Origin of the sequence: Aeromonas sp. SG16, assembly GCF_024436135.1 — a bacterium.
GTDB lineage: Bacteria > Pseudomonadota > Gammaproteobacteria > Enterobacterales > Aeromonadaceae > Aeromonas > Aeromonas jandaei.
Window position 1 is genome coordinate 218,620 of the sequence record NZ_JANFNW010000005.1, and the last position, 15,397, is coordinate 234,016.

Annotated in this window: 16 protein-coding genes; 8 read left to right on the plus strand and 8 right to left on the minus strand. The window is 63.0% G+C overall.

The window, feature by feature from the left end; all coding sequences use genetic code 11:
- Positions 1-80 precede the first annotated feature (80 nt).
- Positions 81-857 (plus strand): ABC transporter substrate-binding protein, encoded by a 777-nt coding sequence (locus tag NOM67_RS14320; RefSeq protein WP_255938102.1) that lies wholly within the window; start codon positions 81-83, stop codon positions 855-857.
- A gap of 38 nt (positions 858-895) precedes the next feature.
- Here NOM67_RS14320 and NOM67_RS14325 read toward each other — a convergent pair whose 3' ends face one another.
- On the minus strand, positions 896-1,717 hold the full coding sequence (locus NOM67_RS14325) for a helix-turn-helix transcriptional regulator (protein ID WP_255938104.1): 822 nt from the start codon (positions 1,715-1,717) through the stop codon (positions 896-898).
- 180 nt (positions 1,718-1,897) lie between these two features.
- Here NOM67_RS14325 and tyrS point away from each other — a divergent pair, with 180 nt between their 5' ends.
- The 3 genes from tyrS to NOM67_RS14340 all read left to right on the plus strand — a co-directional run bounded on the left by tyrS (position 1,898) and on the right by NOM67_RS14340 (position 5,006).
- A complete protein-coding gene (gene tyrS, locus NOM67_RS14330; RefSeq protein ID WP_255938106.1) occupies positions 1,898-3,163 on the plus strand; it encodes a tyrosine--tRNA ligase in 1,266 nt (421 codons plus the stop codon).
- Positions 3,164-3,360: 197 nt separating this feature from the next.
- The gene (locus NOM67_RS14335) at positions 3,361-4,272 is read left to right on the plus strand and encodes a triacylglycerol lipase (RefSeq protein WP_255938108.1); all 912 of its coding nucleotides are present in this window, start codon (positions 3,361-3,363) and stop codon (positions 4,270-4,272) included.
- Positions 4,269-5,006, plus strand: a complete 738-nt coding sequence (locus NOM67_RS14340; protein ID WP_255938111.1) for a lipase secretion chaperone — start codon at positions 4,269-4,271, stop codon at positions 5,004-5,006. The genes NOM67_RS14335 and NOM67_RS14340 overlap by 4 nt, the downstream gene beginning before the upstream one ends.
- Before the next feature lie 47 nt (positions 5,007-5,053).
- Here NOM67_RS14340 and NOM67_RS14345 read toward each other — a convergent pair whose 3' ends face one another.
- From NOM67_RS14345 to sgrR, 3 genes are read right to left on the minus strand one after another with little or no spacing between them, the layout of a single operon-like run.
- The gene (locus NOM67_RS14345; protein WP_255938114.1) at positions 5,054-5,767 is read right to left on the minus strand and encodes a hypothetical protein; all 714 of its coding nucleotides are present in this window, start codon (positions 5,765-5,767) and stop codon (positions 5,054-5,056) included.
- Between the two features lie 32 nt (positions 5,768-5,799).
- The gene (locus NOM67_RS14350) at positions 5,800-6,195 is read right to left on the minus strand and encodes a thioesterase family protein (RefSeq protein WP_033115515.1); all 396 of its coding nucleotides are present in this window, start codon (positions 6,193-6,195) and stop codon (positions 5,800-5,802) included.
- Positions 6,196-6,245: 50 nt separating this feature from the next.
- A complete protein-coding gene (gene sgrR, locus NOM67_RS14355; protein ID WP_216995016.1) occupies positions 6,246-7,964 on the minus strand; it encodes an HTH-type transcriptional regulator SgrR in 1,719 nt (572 codons plus the stop codon).
- Between the two features lie 99 nt (positions 7,965-8,063).
- Between sgrR and NOM67_RS14360 the strand changes: the two genes are divergently transcribed.
- The 3 genes from NOM67_RS14360 to NOM67_RS14370 all read left to right on the plus strand — a co-directional run bounded on the left by NOM67_RS14360 (position 8,064) and on the right by NOM67_RS14370 (position 10,393).
- A complete protein-coding gene (locus NOM67_RS14360; RefSeq protein WP_215802310.1) occupies positions 8,064-8,240 on the plus strand; it encodes a hypothetical protein in 177 nt (58 codons plus the stop codon).
- A 151-nt stretch (positions 8,241-8,391) separates the two neighbouring features.
- Positions 8,392-9,660, plus strand: a complete 1,269-nt coding sequence (locus tag NOM67_RS14365; protein ID WP_255938121.1) for an O-acetylhomoserine aminocarboxypropyltransferase/cysteine synthase family protein — start codon at positions 8,392-8,394, stop codon at positions 9,658-9,660.
- 106 nt (positions 9,661-9,766) lie between these two features.
- Positions 9,767-10,393 (plus strand): glutathione S-transferase family protein, encoded by a 627-nt coding sequence (locus NOM67_RS14370; protein ID WP_255938124.1) that lies wholly within the window; start codon positions 9,767-9,769, stop codon positions 10,391-10,393.
- A gap of 66 nt (positions 10,394-10,459) precedes the next feature.
- On the opposite strand, the gene NOM67_RS14375 is transcribed toward NOM67_RS14370, so the two are convergent.
- Both NOM67_RS14375 and NOM67_RS14380 read right to left on the minus strand, forming a co-directional pair.
- Positions 10,460-11,359, minus strand: a complete 900-nt coding sequence (locus NOM67_RS14375) for a DMT family transporter (RefSeq protein WP_139393931.1) — start codon at positions 11,357-11,359, stop codon at positions 10,460-10,462.
- A 72-nt stretch (positions 11,360-11,431) separates the two neighbouring features.
- Positions 11,432-11,872: a DUF2214 family protein gene (locus NOM67_RS14380; RefSeq protein WP_042030217.1), complete on the minus strand. Its 441-nt coding sequence runs from the start codon at positions 11,870-11,872 to the stop codon at positions 11,432-11,434.
- 128 nt (positions 11,873-12,000) lie between these two features.
- Between NOM67_RS14380 and NOM67_RS14385 the strand changes: the two genes are divergently transcribed.
- Positions 12,001-13,599 carry a diguanylate cyclase gene (locus NOM67_RS14385; RefSeq protein WP_255938129.1) on the plus strand — a complete coding sequence of 533 codons (1,599 nt, stop codon included), beginning with the start codon at positions 12,001-12,003 and terminating at the stop codon, positions 13,597-13,599.
- Between the two features lie 90 nt (positions 13,600-13,689).
- Here the strand turns inward: NOM67_RS14385 and NOM67_RS14390 are convergent, their stop codons facing one another.
- Positions 13,690-14,349 (minus strand): HAD family phosphatase, encoded by a 660-nt coding sequence (locus NOM67_RS14390; protein WP_255938132.1) that lies wholly within the window; start codon positions 14,347-14,349, stop codon positions 13,690-13,692.
- 39 nt (positions 14,350-14,388) lie between these two features.
- The gene (locus NOM67_RS14395; RefSeq protein WP_255938135.1) at positions 14,389-15,396 is read right to left on the minus strand and encodes an ABC transporter ATP-binding protein; all 1,008 of its coding nucleotides are present in this window, start codon (positions 15,394-15,396) and stop codon (positions 14,389-14,391) included.
- Position 15,397 lies beyond the last annotated feature (1 nt).

Here is a 15,397-nt window from a genome sequence, read left to right on the forward strand (position 1 = left end):
TGCAATCTGATCATGAAGTTGTGGCAAAGGCCACATAGACTGTTAGTTAATCACGGTCTTATCCGCACAAGGAGTGTGTCATGCGTTGTCTGCTCTCTGCTCTGCTCGGTTTTGCCCTGCTTGTCGCGCTCCCTGCCCATGCCTTTATCTACTACTCGGAGCAGAACATGCCCCTCAACGGGCAGGACAAAAATGGCCAACCGGTGGGGATGGCTGTCGAACTGCTTCCTCTCATCTGGCGCGAGCTGGGCGAACCTGTTCAGCCGATCCATTTTATGCCCTGGGCACGGGGCTGGTATCTGCTGACCCAACAGCCGGAGGCGGTTCTTTTCACCACGGCTCACACCAAAGAGCGGGATCCCCACTTCCTCTGGGTCTGCCCCATCAGCTACTCCCGGGTAGCGCTGCTCGGCCGCAAGAAGGATGCCCCCAAAGTGACCGGCAAGGCGGATCTCGCCAAGCTGCAGATTGGGGTGATGCAGGCGGATGTAGGTGAACAGCTGCTGCTCAACCGGGGAGTCAGTCCGCTCAATCTGATGTCGGTGGAACGGATGGATCAGGTGGTACGTCAGCTCATCATGGCCCGTACCGATCTGGTAGCCGGCAACGAGGTGATGCTGTTTCACCAGTTGAAAGAGCTGGGCTTCAAACCCGATGATTTTGTCACCGTGGCGGTACTGGAAGAGCAGGACAACTGCTTTGCCTTCAACCCGCAGGCCGACAAAAACGAGGTTGCCAGAATCCAGCAGGCGCTCGACAAAGTCAGACAGGGGGACGAGTTCAAGCGGCTGATCGCCCGCTATGAACACCTTAACCCCCCGCACAGCGCCGACAGCCAGCCGACCCACATCGAATAGCCCCGCAGCCCGCCACCTGGCGGGCTCTTTATTTCCCGTTACCCCTCTTCGCTGACAGCCGCAGGCGCCGTAATGAGGTGATTGAGGAAGAAGCGGAACAACTCGGCCCGCGAGCGCAGATGCAGCTTGGCGTAGAGGTGCTTGCGGTGATTCTTCACCGTGCCGCTGCCGATACCGAGCGCACCGGCAATGGCCTCGGTATCCAACCCCTGCAACAGCAATCCCGCCACCTGGCGTTCACGGCGGGTGAGGCTCGCGCCCCCCACGCTGGCGATGGCCTGCTCCACCGTCGCCTTGAGATCGGTGCCACCCGGCAGTACCGGACTCTGTGCCAGCAACGCGGCTCCCTCCCGCCAGTGCTGGCGGCACAGCGAATGTACCAGCGGAAACAGCGCCTCCAGCCTGGCCAGCTCGTCACGGCTGAGGGTGCTGCGCTTGTCGAGTCGCCCCAGAAACAGCATCAGGGTGAGGCCGTCCCGCACCGGCAGGATCAGCCCCACCTCCTCCTGCCAGCCGGTGGCCTGATAGAAGTGGTGGCGATACTCGGGGTCGAGCCGCCCTTGAGAGACCTGCGCCAGCGTCCAGACCCCGGCCTCCAGACCCTGTTCCAGCGCCAGCATAAAGGGATCCTGGCTGAAGTGGCGGGTGAGGTAGCGATCGAACAGCAGCGCCCGCTGGTGGTGCAGGTTGTCGTAGAGATAGACGGGGCGCGGCCCCACCCCGAGCAGCAGGGCACAGTCGAACGCCACCTGCTGCTGGATAAGGCGCACCAGTGCCGCCGGAAAGGCGCTGCCGTGCAGGGCATCGACCACCTCGGTCATGCTGCGGGTCAGGGCATCTGTGGCAAGAGTCTGGATCATGGGCACTGGTTCATGGCGATGGCTTCCGGGTGGCGGGCAGGCTTCCCGCTATGGTTGTGCGATGGTCACACGATAGCCGGATGCTAGCACGAGAGTGGCAAAACTGTCCCCTGGGGGACATATTCGGCGCGAGCCGGAGCGGCGAGGATGTGGGCTTTTCCCCTTGCTGTTGGAGACCCCATGATCAACCCCCACCTGCTCGATGAGCTGACCCGACGCGGCCTGGTGGCCCAGAACTCCGACCCGGCGGCGCTGGCCCACCATCTTGCCACCCCGCGCACCGTCTACTGCGGGTTCGATCCCACCGCTGGCAGCCTGCACATCGGCCATCTGGTTCCACTGCTGATGCTGCGCCGCTTCCAGCTGGCGGGCCACACCCCGGTGGCGCTGGTGGGCGGTGCCACCGGCCTTATCGGCGATCCCAGCTTCAAAGCGACCGAGCGCAACCTCAACAGCGCCGAGACGGTTCAGGGCTGGGTAGCCAGCCTGTCGGCCCAGATAAAAGCGCTGCTGCCGGCGAGCGAAGGGCTGGCGGCGCCGCAGCTGGTCAACAACGCCGACTGGATGGGGCAGATGTCCGCCCTCGATTTTCTGCGCGACATAGGTAAGCACTTCTCGGTCAACGCCATGCTGGCCCGCGAATCGGTGCGCCAGCGGCTGGCCCGCCCGGATCAGGGTATCTCGTTCACCGAGTTCTCCTACGCCCTGCTGCAATCACAGGACTTCGCGGTGCTCAACCAGCGCCTCGGCTGCACCCTGCAGATTGGCGGCAACGACCAGTGGGGCAACATCACCAGCGGCATGGATCTCACCCGCCGCCTCAATCAGGCCCAGGTCTATGGCATGACGCTGCCGCTCATCACCAAGGCTGACGGCACCAAGTTTGGCAAGACCGAGGGCGGCGCTATCTGGCTCGACCCGGCGCTCACCTCGCCCTACGCCTTCTACCAGTTCTGGCTCGGCACCGCAGACGAGGATGTCTACCGCTTCCTGCGCTACTACAGCTTTATGCCGCTGGCCGAGATTGAGGCGCTGGAGGCGGAGGATGCGAAGCGGCAAGGGCGCAAACTGGCCCAGCAGGTGCTGGCCGATGAGCTGACCGAGCTGGTGCACGGCAAGGGGGCGCTGGCGGCAGCGCAGCGCATCAGCGAGCTGCTGTTTAGCGGCGAGGTGGCCCGCCTTGGCGAGAGCGATCTGGCCCAGCTGGCACAGGATGGCATGCCAAGCTGCCGAATCGAGAGGGAAACAGATCTGGTGACCTTGCTGGTGGAGAGCGGTCTGGCGAACTCCAGGCGCATCGCCCGCGAGCTGCTGGCGGCAGGGGCCATCAGCCTCAACGGCGAGACCCGCCGGGATGAGCCGCTGACGACGGCTGATCGGCTGTTCGGCCGCTACCTGCTGCTGCGCCGGGGCAAGAAGCAGTATCGGCTGGTGATGTGGCACTGATTCCCGTTTGGTTGGGGAGGCATCACAAGGTCGCCTCCCCGCCTCAACCGCTGGCCAGGGATGGCCACAACCTCTTTTGAATCCCAACTTGCGATCCCCCTCACAACCCGTTTCTCAAGCAGCCACCATACTGGCACCGGCGAACATGGAGTCCGCCCCACCTCACAACCCCTTACAAATCGACAAGGATGCTGATGATGAAGAGATGGCTTCTGGTGCTGCTCTGCACCCTGCCCATACTGGCGCACGCCAGCGGATATACCCAGACCCGCTACCCCATAGTGCTGGTGCACGGCCTGTTCGGCTTCGACAAGCTGCTCGGGGTCGACTACTTCTACGGCATTCCACAGGCCCTGAGCCGCGATGGCGCCAAGGTCTACGTGGCTCAGGTATCGGCTACCGCCAGCTCCGAGCAGCGGGGGGAGCAGTTGCTCGCCCAGATTGAACTGCTGCTGGCCGCCACCGGCGCCGAGAAGGTCAACCTGATCGGCCACTCCCACGGCGGCCCCACCATTCGTTATGTCGCATCGGTCGCCCCCGAGCTGGTCGCTTCTGCCACCAGCGTGGGCGGAGTGAACTACGGCTCCGACATCGCAGATCTGGTGCGCACCAATGCGGCGCCCGGCTCGGCCGCCGAGCAGCTGGCTGCCGCCGCTGCCCACGCACTCTCCGGCGTCATCTCTCTCCTCTCGGGGGGAAGTCAACTGCCGCAGGATCCGGTCGCCGCGCTCGATGCCCTCACCAGCAAGGGAGCCAACCAGTTCAACCAGCGCTATCCGGAAGGGCTGCCCAGCCAGTATTGCGGCGAAGGGCCGATGCGGGCGACCAACGGCGTCTACTACTTCTCCTGGAGCGGACGCGGCAACATGACCAATATTCTGGATCCGGTGGATCCGGCGCTGGCGCTGACCGGTACCTTCTTCAAGGAGCCCAATGACGGGCTGGTCGGCGTCTGCAGCAGCCACCTCGGCAAGGTGATCGGCACCGACTACCGGATGAACCATCTGGATGAGGTGAACCAGTCCTTCGGCATCCACCACCTGTTTGAAACCGACCCGGTCACCCTCTATCGCGACCATGCTCACCGCCTCAAGGAGCTGGGACTATGAGGATCGTCACCCTGCTCGCCGTCCCCAGCGCCATCGCCCTGCTGATCGGCGGCGTGCTGCTCTGGCCGGCAGCACCGACTGCGCAGGTGGCTCGTCAGCAAGGCGTACCTGCTGCCAGCAACCATCACCACGATCCCGTGCAGGAGGCCGCCGACGAGCTGCAGGAGCGTTATCGCACCTTTATCTCGGCCCAGAGCAGTCTGACCGTACCTACCGATATCACCCTCGCCAGCCTGCAAATTCTCTTCGACGAGCGGGAGCAACTGCGCCAGCAAAGCTTCACCCCGGCCGAGCAGGATCAGCTGTTTGCCGAAGATCGCCTGATGGAGCAGTGGACCCTGCGCCGCAAGGCACTGGCTGAAGCAAGCGATGCCGACAAGCAGGAGTTGGCCAGCGAGCTGGAGCTCTGGCTGGCGGCGCAGCCCCGGTGGTTTCAGGAGGCCGAAGCCAACGGCCGCCTGCTGGGCGAGCTGCAGGCGCTGGAGCAGATGGAGCCAGCCAGAAGGGATGCCCTGTTGCTTGAGAAGGCGGGGCCGGAGGCGGTAGATCGGCTGCATCAGCTCGAACAGGATCGGCAGGAATTCAAGGAGCAGCTCAATGGCTATCTGGCCGAGCTGGGGCAGTTACCCGCCACCGCCAGAACCGAACAGCAGCAGGAGCTGCTGGCCCGCTGGTTCGAGCCACAGCAGTGGCGACGGGTCGAAGCGCTCACCCGGATGAAGCTGGGGGAGTAGTAAGCCAATGACAAGGGGCCCGCGATGGGCCCCTTGTTGTGGTGCGCTTATTGCGGCTTGTTGGTCGCAGGTAACGGCTGCCAGGTGAGGCGAGTCACCTGATTGCCCTGCACCTCGCACGTGAGACTCAGCTCCTGCCAACCCTTCTCCTGACGCAAGGAGACATCGCCCGCGATCCCCTGCTCGCCAATCTTCAGCTTCTCCTGCTCGAAGATCACCTTGTCGCCACCAGCCAGCTCCATCAGCTTGCCGTTGCAGAGCCAGTGGGCGAGCTCAGCCCCCTTGAGCTTGACGCTGCCCTTGGCCGCCTTCTGTTCGGCTGCGCCGGGAGCAAAGAGCTTGCTCAGCTCGGCGGCCCGTTTGGTGAGCCACTCCTGACGCTGCTGCATGCTCATCTTGCTGACGAACTCGGCTGGCTGACCCTTTTCGTCCAGCCATTGGGTCAGCTTGCCGCTGTCGTCAAAGGCGAACTGGGCGGCGGGCTCTTTGACCCCGAACAGCTTGCCCCCCTTGAAGTAGTAGCGGCTCTCCCCCTCCAGCTTGCCCAGCTCGTTCATGATGGGCACGGCGATGATGACGGGGGCGCCATCGACCCAGGCCTTGATGTCGACGCCGTCGTGGCTGAAGAGACGGGTATCGAGGGCACTGGCGGCACCCTTTTCCATCAAGGAGAACTGTTCGGCAAGAGTTGCCGCCAGAGACGGCAGGGAGCAGAGCCCCAGCCCCAAGCCGAGGCTCAGAGCGATCACGGTATTGCGCATATGTGTCCTGTGTGTTGGCCGAAAGGCCCGGGTTAACTCTCTATCAACCAGGCCCGCAGCCCCTCCCGGTGAGTCTCGCTCAGAGGGATGGATTGGCGTGCCCGATAGTCAAAATGGATCAGGGTCGTCTCGCCGGTGACGGCCAGCTCCCCCTGCTGCCAGGCTTCCTGCCAGATGGTGAAGGAGCTGCTGCCAATGCGGCGCACACCGGTCTTGATGGTGACCGGCTGGCCGTAGAACAGCTCCCGTTTGAACTGCACCGTGTAGCCCGCGATGATCAGGTGCCAGTCATGCACATCCAGCTCGGGCGAAAAGATCCGGAACAGGGGATCCCGCGCCGACTCAAACCAGACCGCCGGCACCGTATTGTTGATGTGACCGAGGGCATCTGTCTCCTGAAAGCGGGGTTGGATCTGCATTTCCAGCATGGCTGGTGACTCCTTGTCATTGAACCGCGCTCAGGCTAACGCGCCCCGCATCAGGACTCAAGCTCCCCGCCATCGCCCTGTGCCTGACCAACCAGCTCGGGTCGCAGCCAGGCGCTGCGAAAATCGAACCAGCCGAGCGCCGTCATCCGCACCCCGTGCACGCCGGTACGGCTCTCCAGCTCAAGCCAGTGGTGAAACAACGGCACAAACCAGCCCTGCTGCTGCACCCGGGCCATCAGGGCGCGCGGGCCGGGTTCGGCACCGCTGGCGCGCCACTGCGTCAACCCCTGCCACAACGGCAGCTGGCTGGCCCACACCCGGCGCAGCAGCGGAGTGCCCTGCAACCAGCCGTAGGGGGCAAAAGGCCCCTCATGTTCAAGGTTGAGGGTACCAAGCCAGAGATCCACATCCTCATCCTCGCCACTCACCCAGCGACCGTAATCAAGGGTGCGCACTTCCAGCTCAATTCCCTGCGACCCGAGCAGATCGGCCATGGCACCGGCACACTCGTTGAACTCGATATGCTGGTTGAAGCAGGCGAGCACCAGTCGCTGTGGCAGGCTCTGTGGCCGGGGCTGCGGCGGTGGCAGCGTCTCGCGCCAGTGGGGCAGCATGCCGAGGGCGCTGGTCCAGCCCCGTTGCAGCTCGGGGGCAACCCGTGCCATCAGGGCCACCGGACTGAGCAGCTGAATGATCCAGTAGCGCAGGGCAGGATCCTGCAAGGCACGGGAGCGCTCATCCTGCAGCAGGAAGTAGCAGCCCGATTCGAGCTCCGACTCGCCGCGCATGGTGCCAAGCTCGGGGCTGTCACGCCCCAGCTGCAGGTGGCTCTCCAGCCGCTCCGCCAGCTCCGGCAGCATCCAGATGTCGATCTCGTCGAGCAGGGCGCGCAGACCGAAGTAGTCGTCAAAGGCGGCGAGGCGCAGCTGCAGCGGGTCGTTGGCGATCACCCGATAGGGGCCGGTGCCCACCGGTTGCAAGGCAAAGCCCGCCTCCCCCTTGAGCTCGCGCGGCAAAATGGCCGCCACCGGCTCGGCCAGCAGGTCAGGCAGCAGAGGATCCGGGCTGTCGAGATAGAGATCCAGAGTTCGCGGCCAGGGGCTCTCCAGCCGCGCCAGATGGGCGAACAGCGGGCGATCCCGCAGGGCCAGCAGACTCTCCATCACATCCTCCACCACCAGCTCTCGACCGTGGTGAAAACGCACCGCCGGGCGCAGGTAGAAGCGCCAGTGACAAGGGCCAACCTGTTCCCAGTGGTGAGCCAGATCGCCCTCGATTTCCCCATTTTCCTCATTTCGCCGGCTGAGGCCGTTGAAGATCTGGCGGCTGAGATGCACCTCAGAGCGACGCATCGGGCCGGTAGGCAGCAGCTGCGGCAGCGGCCGGTAGTAGGGCACCCGCAGGATCTGGCGCCCCTCGCGGGTGGCCTGACCGAGCTGCTCGAGCAGCAGCGGGGTGAGCAGATCGAGGCGATCTTCGGCCAGCCGCACCGCCTGCGCCAGCTGGCCCTCACTGAGCAGATCCCGCAAGCGGCGCCGGGTCAGGCTCTCCTGACTGTCGAGCAGAGTGAGCCGGGAGCGCCGCCCCCGCCCCGCTTCTGCTGTCCAGTTGAGCCAGCCCTGATCCTGCATCCGCCGCAGCAACAGACGGGCGTTGCGCGGGGTGCAGCAGAGCAGCTCCGCCACCTCGGCGAGACTGATCTCCCGCTCATCACAGCCAAGCTGCTGGGCGAGCCGTTGAAATTGCTGGTAGAGGCGACCTGTCGGCATAAAAGAGGAAATCCTTCATTCAAAAGTCATCAGTTTTTACTTCCGCATTTTAACTCAATACTGACGATGACGCTGAGCAACAACATAAGGAGCCTCACCATGAACCATCACATCGAGCCCAAACCGAACCGGATCCAGCAGATCCTGCGCCGTTACTTCAAGCGGATCCTGCCGTGCCCGCTGCCACTTATCGAAGATCCCATGCAGCAGCTCAACCGCCTGATGCAGTGGGATATGAACCAGATCGACGACAAGGAGTATCGCCGCCGTCTCTGAGTGCGAGCCGTGCCAGCCACTCGGGATGCGCATCCCCCTGCGGGAGCAATTGCTTTGCCGGATCTTGCTGTTTACATCGGCCACGGGCCTGATAGATTGGACGTCTATCCATCTATAACTGCCATAAGCAACATCCAACAAGGAGTGTGTGATGAAAGATGCGACCCTGGCCCTGCACCACGGCTTTACCAACGACCCCACCACCAAGGCCGTTGCCGTCCCCATCTACCAGACGGTGGCTTACGAATTCGAGAGCGCCCAGCACGGGGCGGATCTGTTCAATCTGGCGGTGCCGGGCAATATCTACACCCGCATCATGAACCCCACCAACGATGTGCTGGAGCAGCGGATGGCCGCGCTGGAAGGGGGGATCGCCGCACTGGTGGTCTCGGCAGGTTCCGCCGCCATCACCTATGCCATTCAGGCGCTGACCGCAGCCGGTGACAACATCGTCTCCACACCCCAGCTCTATGGTGGCACCTACACCTTGTTCGCCCACATGCTGCCGAGTTTCGGGGTCGAGGTGCGCTTTGCCAAGGATGACAGCGCCGAAGCCATCGCCGCCCTCATCGACGACAAGACCAAGGCGGTCTACTGCGAGAGCATCGGCAACCCGGCGGGCAACATCGTCGATCTGGCCGCGCTGGCCAAGGCCGCCCACGCCAGTGGTGTGCCGCTCATCGTCGACAACACGGTCGCCACCCCGGTACTCTGCAAGCCCATCGAACACGGCGCTGACATAGTCGTACACAGCCTGACCAAATATGTCGGCGGCCACGGCAACTCGCTGGGTGGCGTCATCGTCGACTCGGGCAAGTTCCCCTGGGCGGATCACGCCGAGCGCTTCCCTCAGCTGACCAAACCCGAGCCCTCCTACCACGGAGTGGTCTATACCGAGGCCTTTGGCCCGGCCGCCTTTATCGGGCGAGTGCGTACCGTGCCGCTGCGCAATACCGGCGCAGCGCTGGCGCCGATGAACGCCTTCCTGCTGCTGCAGGGGCTGGAGACCCTGAGCCTGCGCATGGAGCGCCACGTCGACAACGCCCTGCGGGTCGCCAACCACCTCAAGCATCACCCCAAGGTGGCCTGGGTCAGCTACGCCGGTCTGCCGGGTCACCCGCACTATCTGCTGGCAGAGAAGTACATGGCCGGTCGCCCCTCGGCCATCCTCTCGTTCGGCCTGAAGGAGGGTTATGACGCAGGCGTGCGCTTCTACGATGCGCTCAAGATCTTCAAGCGGCTGGTCAATATCGGCGATGCCAAGTCGCTGGCCTGCCACCCCGCCTCCACCACTCATCGCCAGCTGAGCGAGGAGGAGCAGGCCAAGGCTGGGGTGAAACCCGAGATGATCCGGCTGTCGGTCGGGATCGAGGCGATCGAGGACATTCTGGCGGATCTGGATCAGGCGCTGGAGGCATAAGTCAGGTATTGAGCGAGCGGGCATCAGCCCGCTCTTTTTTTACTGCCAGTGAACCGCCCCCCTCGCCCGCTCGTATACCCCACCCTGCCACCGAATCGAGGTCGTTATGATAGTCCTGCACCACCTGAACAAATCCCGCTCCCAACGCATCATCTGGCTGCTCGAAGAGCTGGGCCAGCCCTATGAGATCAAGGCGTATCAGCGCGATGCCACCACCTTTCTGGCGCCGCCCGAGCTAAAAGCCATTCACCCCCTCGGCAAGTCGCCGGTCATCGAGTTCGATGGCCGGGTACTGGCGGAATCGGGCGCCATCACCGAGTACCTGATTGCCCGCCACGATCCGGAACGGCTGGCACCGGCCACCGACAGCCCGGAGTATGCCGAATATCTGCAGTGGCTCCACTTCGCCGAGAGCTCGGGCATCCTGCCACTGCTGCTGGATATGTTTGTGCGCAAGGATGGCAGCCCGATGCGCTTCCTGCCGGACTATGCCAAGGCGGAGTCTGCCAAGGTGCTGGGCTACCTCAACGATGTGATGGCAAATCGCCACTATCTGGTGGGGGATCGCCTCTCCGGCGCCGACATCATGAACTCCTTCCTGGTGGATCTACTGGCACAAAGCGGCCAGCTGGCCCACTTCCCGCACCTGCAAGCCTACTGGCAGCGCCTCAATACCCATCCGGCTCGCCAGAAGGCCATGGAGCTGGAACGCGAGCTGGATCAGCGCCCCTGACCGAACAGCCACCATGCAAAACGCCCCGACTGTCGGGGCGTTTTTGTTATGCAGGCAGAGCGCGGTTTACTTGGCCAGCGGCACCTTGTCGCGGCGCGACTTCCACCACCAGCGCAACCGGATCTGGGAGATCAGCATCCCCGCCAGCATCAGCGAACAGCCCGCCACCGTCTGCTCATCCAGCGTCTCATCCAGCAGCAACACGCCACCCACGGCGGCGAAGACTGTCTCCAGACTGAGAATGATGGCGGCATGGGCAGGATGAGCACCGCGCTGCCCCAGCACCTGCAGGGTATAGCCAACCCCCACCGAGACCAGACCGGCGTAGAGCAGCGCCTGCCAACCGGCAACCGCCCCGGCCACCGTCGGCGTCTCGATGATAAAGGCGGTCACGAGGCTGAGCAGACCGCACACAACAAACTGCACGCAAGCCAGCTTGATGGGGGCCACCCGGTTGGAGTAGTGATCAACCAGCAGCAGATGGATCGCCCAGAACAGGGCTCCAATCACCTGCAGCAGATCGCCAAAGCCGATGGAAAAGTCATCCGTCACGCTCAGTACATAAAGACCGGCCAGCGCAATAAGGGCGCCAATCCAGGTGTTGGTGCCGGTCTTGTGGTGCAACAGCAAACCCAGCACAGGTACCAGAATGATGTAGAGGCCGGTGATAAAACCCGCCTTGGCGGCCGTAGTGTAGAGCAGCCCCACCTGTTGCAGGGAGGCGGCACAGAACAGCACCAGTCCGGCCAGCACACCACCGGTCAGCAGCTGGCGATGATCGCCCGTGACGGCAACAGGTTGTCGGGATTTGAGCCACCAGAGCAGCGGCAGCAGAGAGAAGGCGCCGAGCAGAAAGCGCAGGCCATTGAAGGTGTATGGCCCCATATGATCCATCCCGAGACGCTGGGCGACAAAGCCCATGCCCCAGATGGTGGCAGCCATCAGCAACATCAGATTGGAACGCATGATGATTCATCCTTAAATCAGCGTTTTGCGGGTTATCTGATCCAAGATACCCGTCTCCCCACCCTCTTGTCTTTATGGCAGTGGATGTTTTACCAGCAGGGCGAAGATCAGCACCAGCAACATGTTGCCACGCAGGATCCAGATCACCCGGAATTGCTGCTGGATGGAGATCATTGGCGCGCGCCCCAACCGCAGGGAGCGGCGCCAGCGGTAGAAGAGACGGCTGGGGTAATCGAGCGACCCGACGATCACCAGAAAGAGCAGGGTCTGCATGCCGTGAGCCGGGTGGGCAAAGAGAGCCGCCAGCGAGCCGGCATGTTCGAGCGCCAGCAGACAACCGGTGGCAAAGATGCCGAACAGGGCCAGAGCCGAAACCCCGTCCACCACCAGCAGACGGCGCACCCGCACCATGTTGAGCCCTCGGCGAAAAATGAGGTATTCGATGCACAGGGCGAGCAGCAGCAGAATAATACTGCCGTCATGGAGATGGCAGAGCAGAGAATGATTGAGCATCAGCAAATTCTCACTTTCTGCCTTTAGACGAGCAGAGCGGCATCATATATGCTGGTCTCACACGAGTTAAAAAGGACTTTTTCATGCCCCGCGGTACGTCCAGGAATACGTGGTCATTAATCTCCCGCATGCGGTTGGGCCTCCTCCTGCTCTTTATCCCTGTTTTGCTGCTGGGCAGCATCTACTACCTGCATATGGAGCGCACCCTGCGCAACGAGCAGGAACAAAACCTGGTGGCCCGCAATACCCAATATCTGCACACCCTGCTCGAACCCTATCTGGAGACGCTCAAACGCCAGTTTACGCTGATTTACCAGCAGGTAAATTATCAGGACTTCATTGAGCCGACCATTCGCAACGGCGAGCACTATCTGCAGTCGTGGCGGGCCTATCACAAGGTGATGGAGCTCGACTATGTCTATGTCGGCACCGAGTATCGCAAGATGCTGATCCACCCTGCATGGCAGGCTGACGAAAGGTTCGATCCCCGGGTTCGCCCCTGGTACAAGCTGGCGGCCAGCCACCCCGGCCAGATTGTCTTTACCGACCCCTACTACGACTACACCCTCGGCACCCTCACCATGGCGCTGGCCCGGGTCATCCTGACCCCGGACGGCAAACGGGTCGGTGTGCTCTCCCTCGATACCCAGCTCACTCCGCTCGCCAGCTGGCTCAACAACAAACGCGGTGTGGATTATCACGACGGGCGGGGTTATCAGATGCTGATCAACCACGAAGGTCTGGTGCTGGCTCACCCGGATCGCGCCCGCGTCTTCAAGCCGCTGGCCGACCCTACATGGCTGACACGGATGAAGGGCGATCAGGGCTTCTTCCTCGATGAGGCAAGCGGCCAGATGGTCGCCTACAACCGCATTCCCGAGCAGCGCTGGGTCCTGCTCAGCGTCGAGCCTACCGCCAGCATGGAACGGGTGATAGACAGCGTCTCCGTCAACGTGCAGCTGATGATCGGCGTTGCCTGCGTACTCTATCTGCTGCTCGCCATGCTCTGGTCACGCTACTTCCGCCGCATGCTGGGCGAGATCACCCTGCTGATCCGGGCCAGCCGCTCCGGCGGTATCGCCTACAACGGCCGCCGCATGCTGGAGCTGGCCAAGGTCTACGAAGAGATGGATGCCGCCAGCCAGGACTTCGCCCAGATCCGGCTGCAAGCCAATCAGGACAAGCTCACCGGCCTCTACAACCGCCGCTTCTTCGACGAGTGTCTGCAACAGCAGATCAAGCAGGGCCACCCCTTCGGGCTGGTGATGTTCGATCTCGACAACTTCAAACGGGTCAACGACACCTTCGGCCACCAGACCGGTGACGTGGTGCTCAAGCGGGTGGGCAAACTCGGCATGCGGCTGTTCCACGACTGGGGCTGGTTCTGCCGCTATGGTGGCGAGGAGCTGGTGCTCATCTTCCGCTACGGCGAGGATCAACCCATGCTCCCCTCCCTGCTGGAGACCTTCCGGATCGGGGTGGAGCAGCTGGAGTGGCGCGAGGCCAATCTCACCATCACCATCAGCGGCGGCGTCGCCTTCAGCAAACCCGGTATGTCTGGCAAAGATCTGATTGAGCTGGCAGACAACGCCGTTTATCGCGCCAAGCGGGAGGGGAAAAACCGCATCTGCTTCCCGCAAAATGGCGAGCAGACAGCGCAGCCGGATGAACCGCGTCCCGCGGACAAAGCGTCTGATGAGGAGCCGCTACGCGCCAACGAGGCATGACAGCCAACAGCTGCGCTCAGATAAAAAGAGAGAGGCCTTCCGGCCTCTCTCTTTTTTCATCAGCACCTTTTCATCACCACCAACCGGCACTCAAAGCTGGCGCTGCCACTCCAGCACAGGCCAGCCCAGCTCCTCGGCCTGCTGGCGCAGCGCGGGGGCCGGATTGACCGCATGGGGATGGCTCACCGCACGCAGCATGGGCAGATCGTTGTGGGAGTCGCTGTAACCAAAGCTTCCCTGCCAGAGCGGTTCCCGCCCGGCAAAGAGCTGGTTGATGCGGGCCACCTTGCCGTCGCGAAAACTGAGGGTGCCGCGGGTCTGGCCGGTCAGCATGCCGGACTCTTCATCAAGCAGGATGGCGACACAGTGCTCCATCCCCAGCATCCGCGCCATGGGGGCCACCAGATGTTCGCCGGAGGCGGAGATGAGCACCAGCTCGTCGCCACGCTGGCGGTGCCACTCGATACGTGCCAACCCCTCTGGGTAGATACGCTCGCGCAGCACCTGCTCGGCAAAGCGGCTACAGAGCGAATCGAGCCACTGGCGCGTCTTGCCCGCCAGTGGTTGCAGGGTGAAGGCCATGTACTGGTGCATGTCCATCTTGCCCTGATGGTAGAGGGACATCATCCCCTGCTCCTCGGCGATCATGCTGGCGGGGGCCAGCTCCTCGGCCACCATGTACTCCAGCCAGAGGCTGGCGGAATCCCCGGCAATCAGGGTCTCGTCCAGATCAAACAGTGCCAGTGCCATGGGCGCTCCTCGCAGTGAAAATGGAAATGAAATGCCGCCTCATGCTACCTCACAGAGCTGATCCCGGGCCACCACCAGCGTCACGGCGCGCCCCACCGGCAGCAGCTCGCGGGCCGAGCGGTTGAGGCAATCTACCGTCAGCACACCTGCCTCGCAGGTCACCTGATAGCGGATCACGTTGCCGAGCAGCTGTTGCCCGCTGATCACCCCCGGCAGGTTCGGTTCGTCGCTGTGAGCACCAGCCGGCAGCAGGGAGAGGGACTCGGGTCGCAGCGCCAGCTTGCCCTGAAAACGGGGGCCAAACAGCGACTTGCCCTGCTCTGCGCCAAGCAGGTTGTAGTTGCCGATAAAGCTCGCCACAAACTCGCTGGCGGGACGGGTATAGATCTCCTCCGGCGTACCACTCTGGACGATGGATCCCTTGTTCATCAGGAAGATCCTGTCCGACATGGTCAGCGCCTCCTCCTGATCGTGGGTCACGAAGATGGTAGTGAGCTCAAGGCGCTGCTGGATCTCGCGGATCTGCTGGCGCAGGCTGCGGCGGATACGGGCATCCAGCGCCGAGAGCGGCTCGTCCAGCAGCAGGATCCGCGGCTGCACCACCAACGCCCGGGCCAGTGCCACCCGCTGGCGCTGGCCGCCGGAGAGTTCGGCCGGATAGCGGCGCTCGAAACCGGTCAGCTCCACCAGCGCTAGCGCCTCCTGCACGCTGGCGGCGAGATCCCGTCCCGGCTGGGGTTTCATCTTGAGGCCGAAGGCAACGTTGTCCCACACCGTCATGTTGGGGAAGAGCGCATAGCTCTGGAACACCATGCCGATGCCGCGCTTCTGGGGCTCCTGCCAGGTGATATCTTCACCGGCCACCCGCACCTGACCGCCATCCACCGGAGTGAGCCCGGCCAGCGCCCGCAGCAGGGTGGACTTGCCACAGCCGGAGGGGCCGAGCAGGGTCACCAGCTCCCCCTTGCGGATACCGAATTCGATCCCCTCGAACACTCTGGTGTCGCCATAGGATTTGTGCAATTGATTCACTTCTAGATGGAACATG

Coding starts and splice junctions, on each gene's coding strand:
- NOM67_RS14395 (WP_255938135.1), bottom strand. CDS start 15,396: ATGTTCCATCTAGAAGTGAATCAATTGCACAAATCCTATGGCGACACC.
- NOM67_RS14340 (WP_255938111.1), top strand. CDS start 4,269: ATGAGGATCGTCACCCTGCTCGCCGTCCCCAGCGCCATCGCCCTGCTG.
- NOM67_RS14370 (WP_255938124.1), top strand. CDS start 9,767: ATGATAGTCCTGCACCACCTGAACAAATCCCGCTCCCAACGCATCATC.
- NOM67_RS14375 (WP_139393931.1), bottom strand. CDS start 11,359: ATGCGTTCCAATCTGATGTTGCTGATGGCTGCCACCATCTGGGGCATG.
- NOM67_RS14345 (WP_255938114.1), bottom strand. CDS start 5,767: ATGCGCAATACCGTGATCGCTCTGAGCCTCGGCTTGGGGCTGGGGCTC.
- tyrS (WP_255938106.1), top strand. CDS start 1,898: ATGATCAACCCCCACCTGCTCGATGAGCTGACCCGACGCGGCCTGGTG.
- NOM67_RS14335 (WP_255938108.1), top strand. CDS start 3,361: ATGAAGAGATGGCTTCTGGTGCTGCTCTGCACCCTGCCCATACTGGCG.
- NOM67_RS14360 (WP_215802310.1), top strand. CDS start 8,064: ATGAACCATCACATCGAGCCCAAACCGAACCGGATCCAGCAGATCCTG.
- NOM67_RS14320 (WP_255938102.1), top strand. CDS start 81: ATGCGTTGTCTGCTCTCTGCTCTGCTCGGTTTTGCCCTGCTTGTCGCG.
- NOM67_RS14385 (WP_255938129.1), top strand. CDS start 12,001: ATGCGGTTGGGCCTCCTCCTGCTCTTTATCCCTGTTTTGCTGCTGGGC.
- NOM67_RS14390 (WP_255938132.1), bottom strand. CDS start 14,349: ATGGCACTGGCACTGTTTGATCTGGACGAGACCCTGATTGCCGGGGAT.
- NOM67_RS14365 (WP_255938121.1), top strand. CDS start 8,392: ATGAAAGATGCGACCCTGGCCCTGCACCACGGCTTTACCAACGACCCC.
- NOM67_RS14350 (WP_033115515.1), bottom strand. CDS start 6,195: ATGCTGGAAATGCAGATCCAACCCCGCTTTCAGGAGACAGATGCCCTC.
- NOM67_RS14380 (WP_042030217.1), bottom strand. CDS start 11,872: ATGCTCAATCATTCTCTGCTCTGCCATCTCCATGACGGCAGTATTATT.
- sgrR (WP_216995016.1), bottom strand. CDS start 7,964: ATGCCGACAGGTCGCCTCTACCAGCAATTTCAACGGCTCGCCCAGCAG.
- NOM67_RS14325 (WP_255938104.1), bottom strand. CDS start 1,717: ATGATCCAGACTCTTGCCACAGATGCCCTGACCCGCAGCATGACCGAG.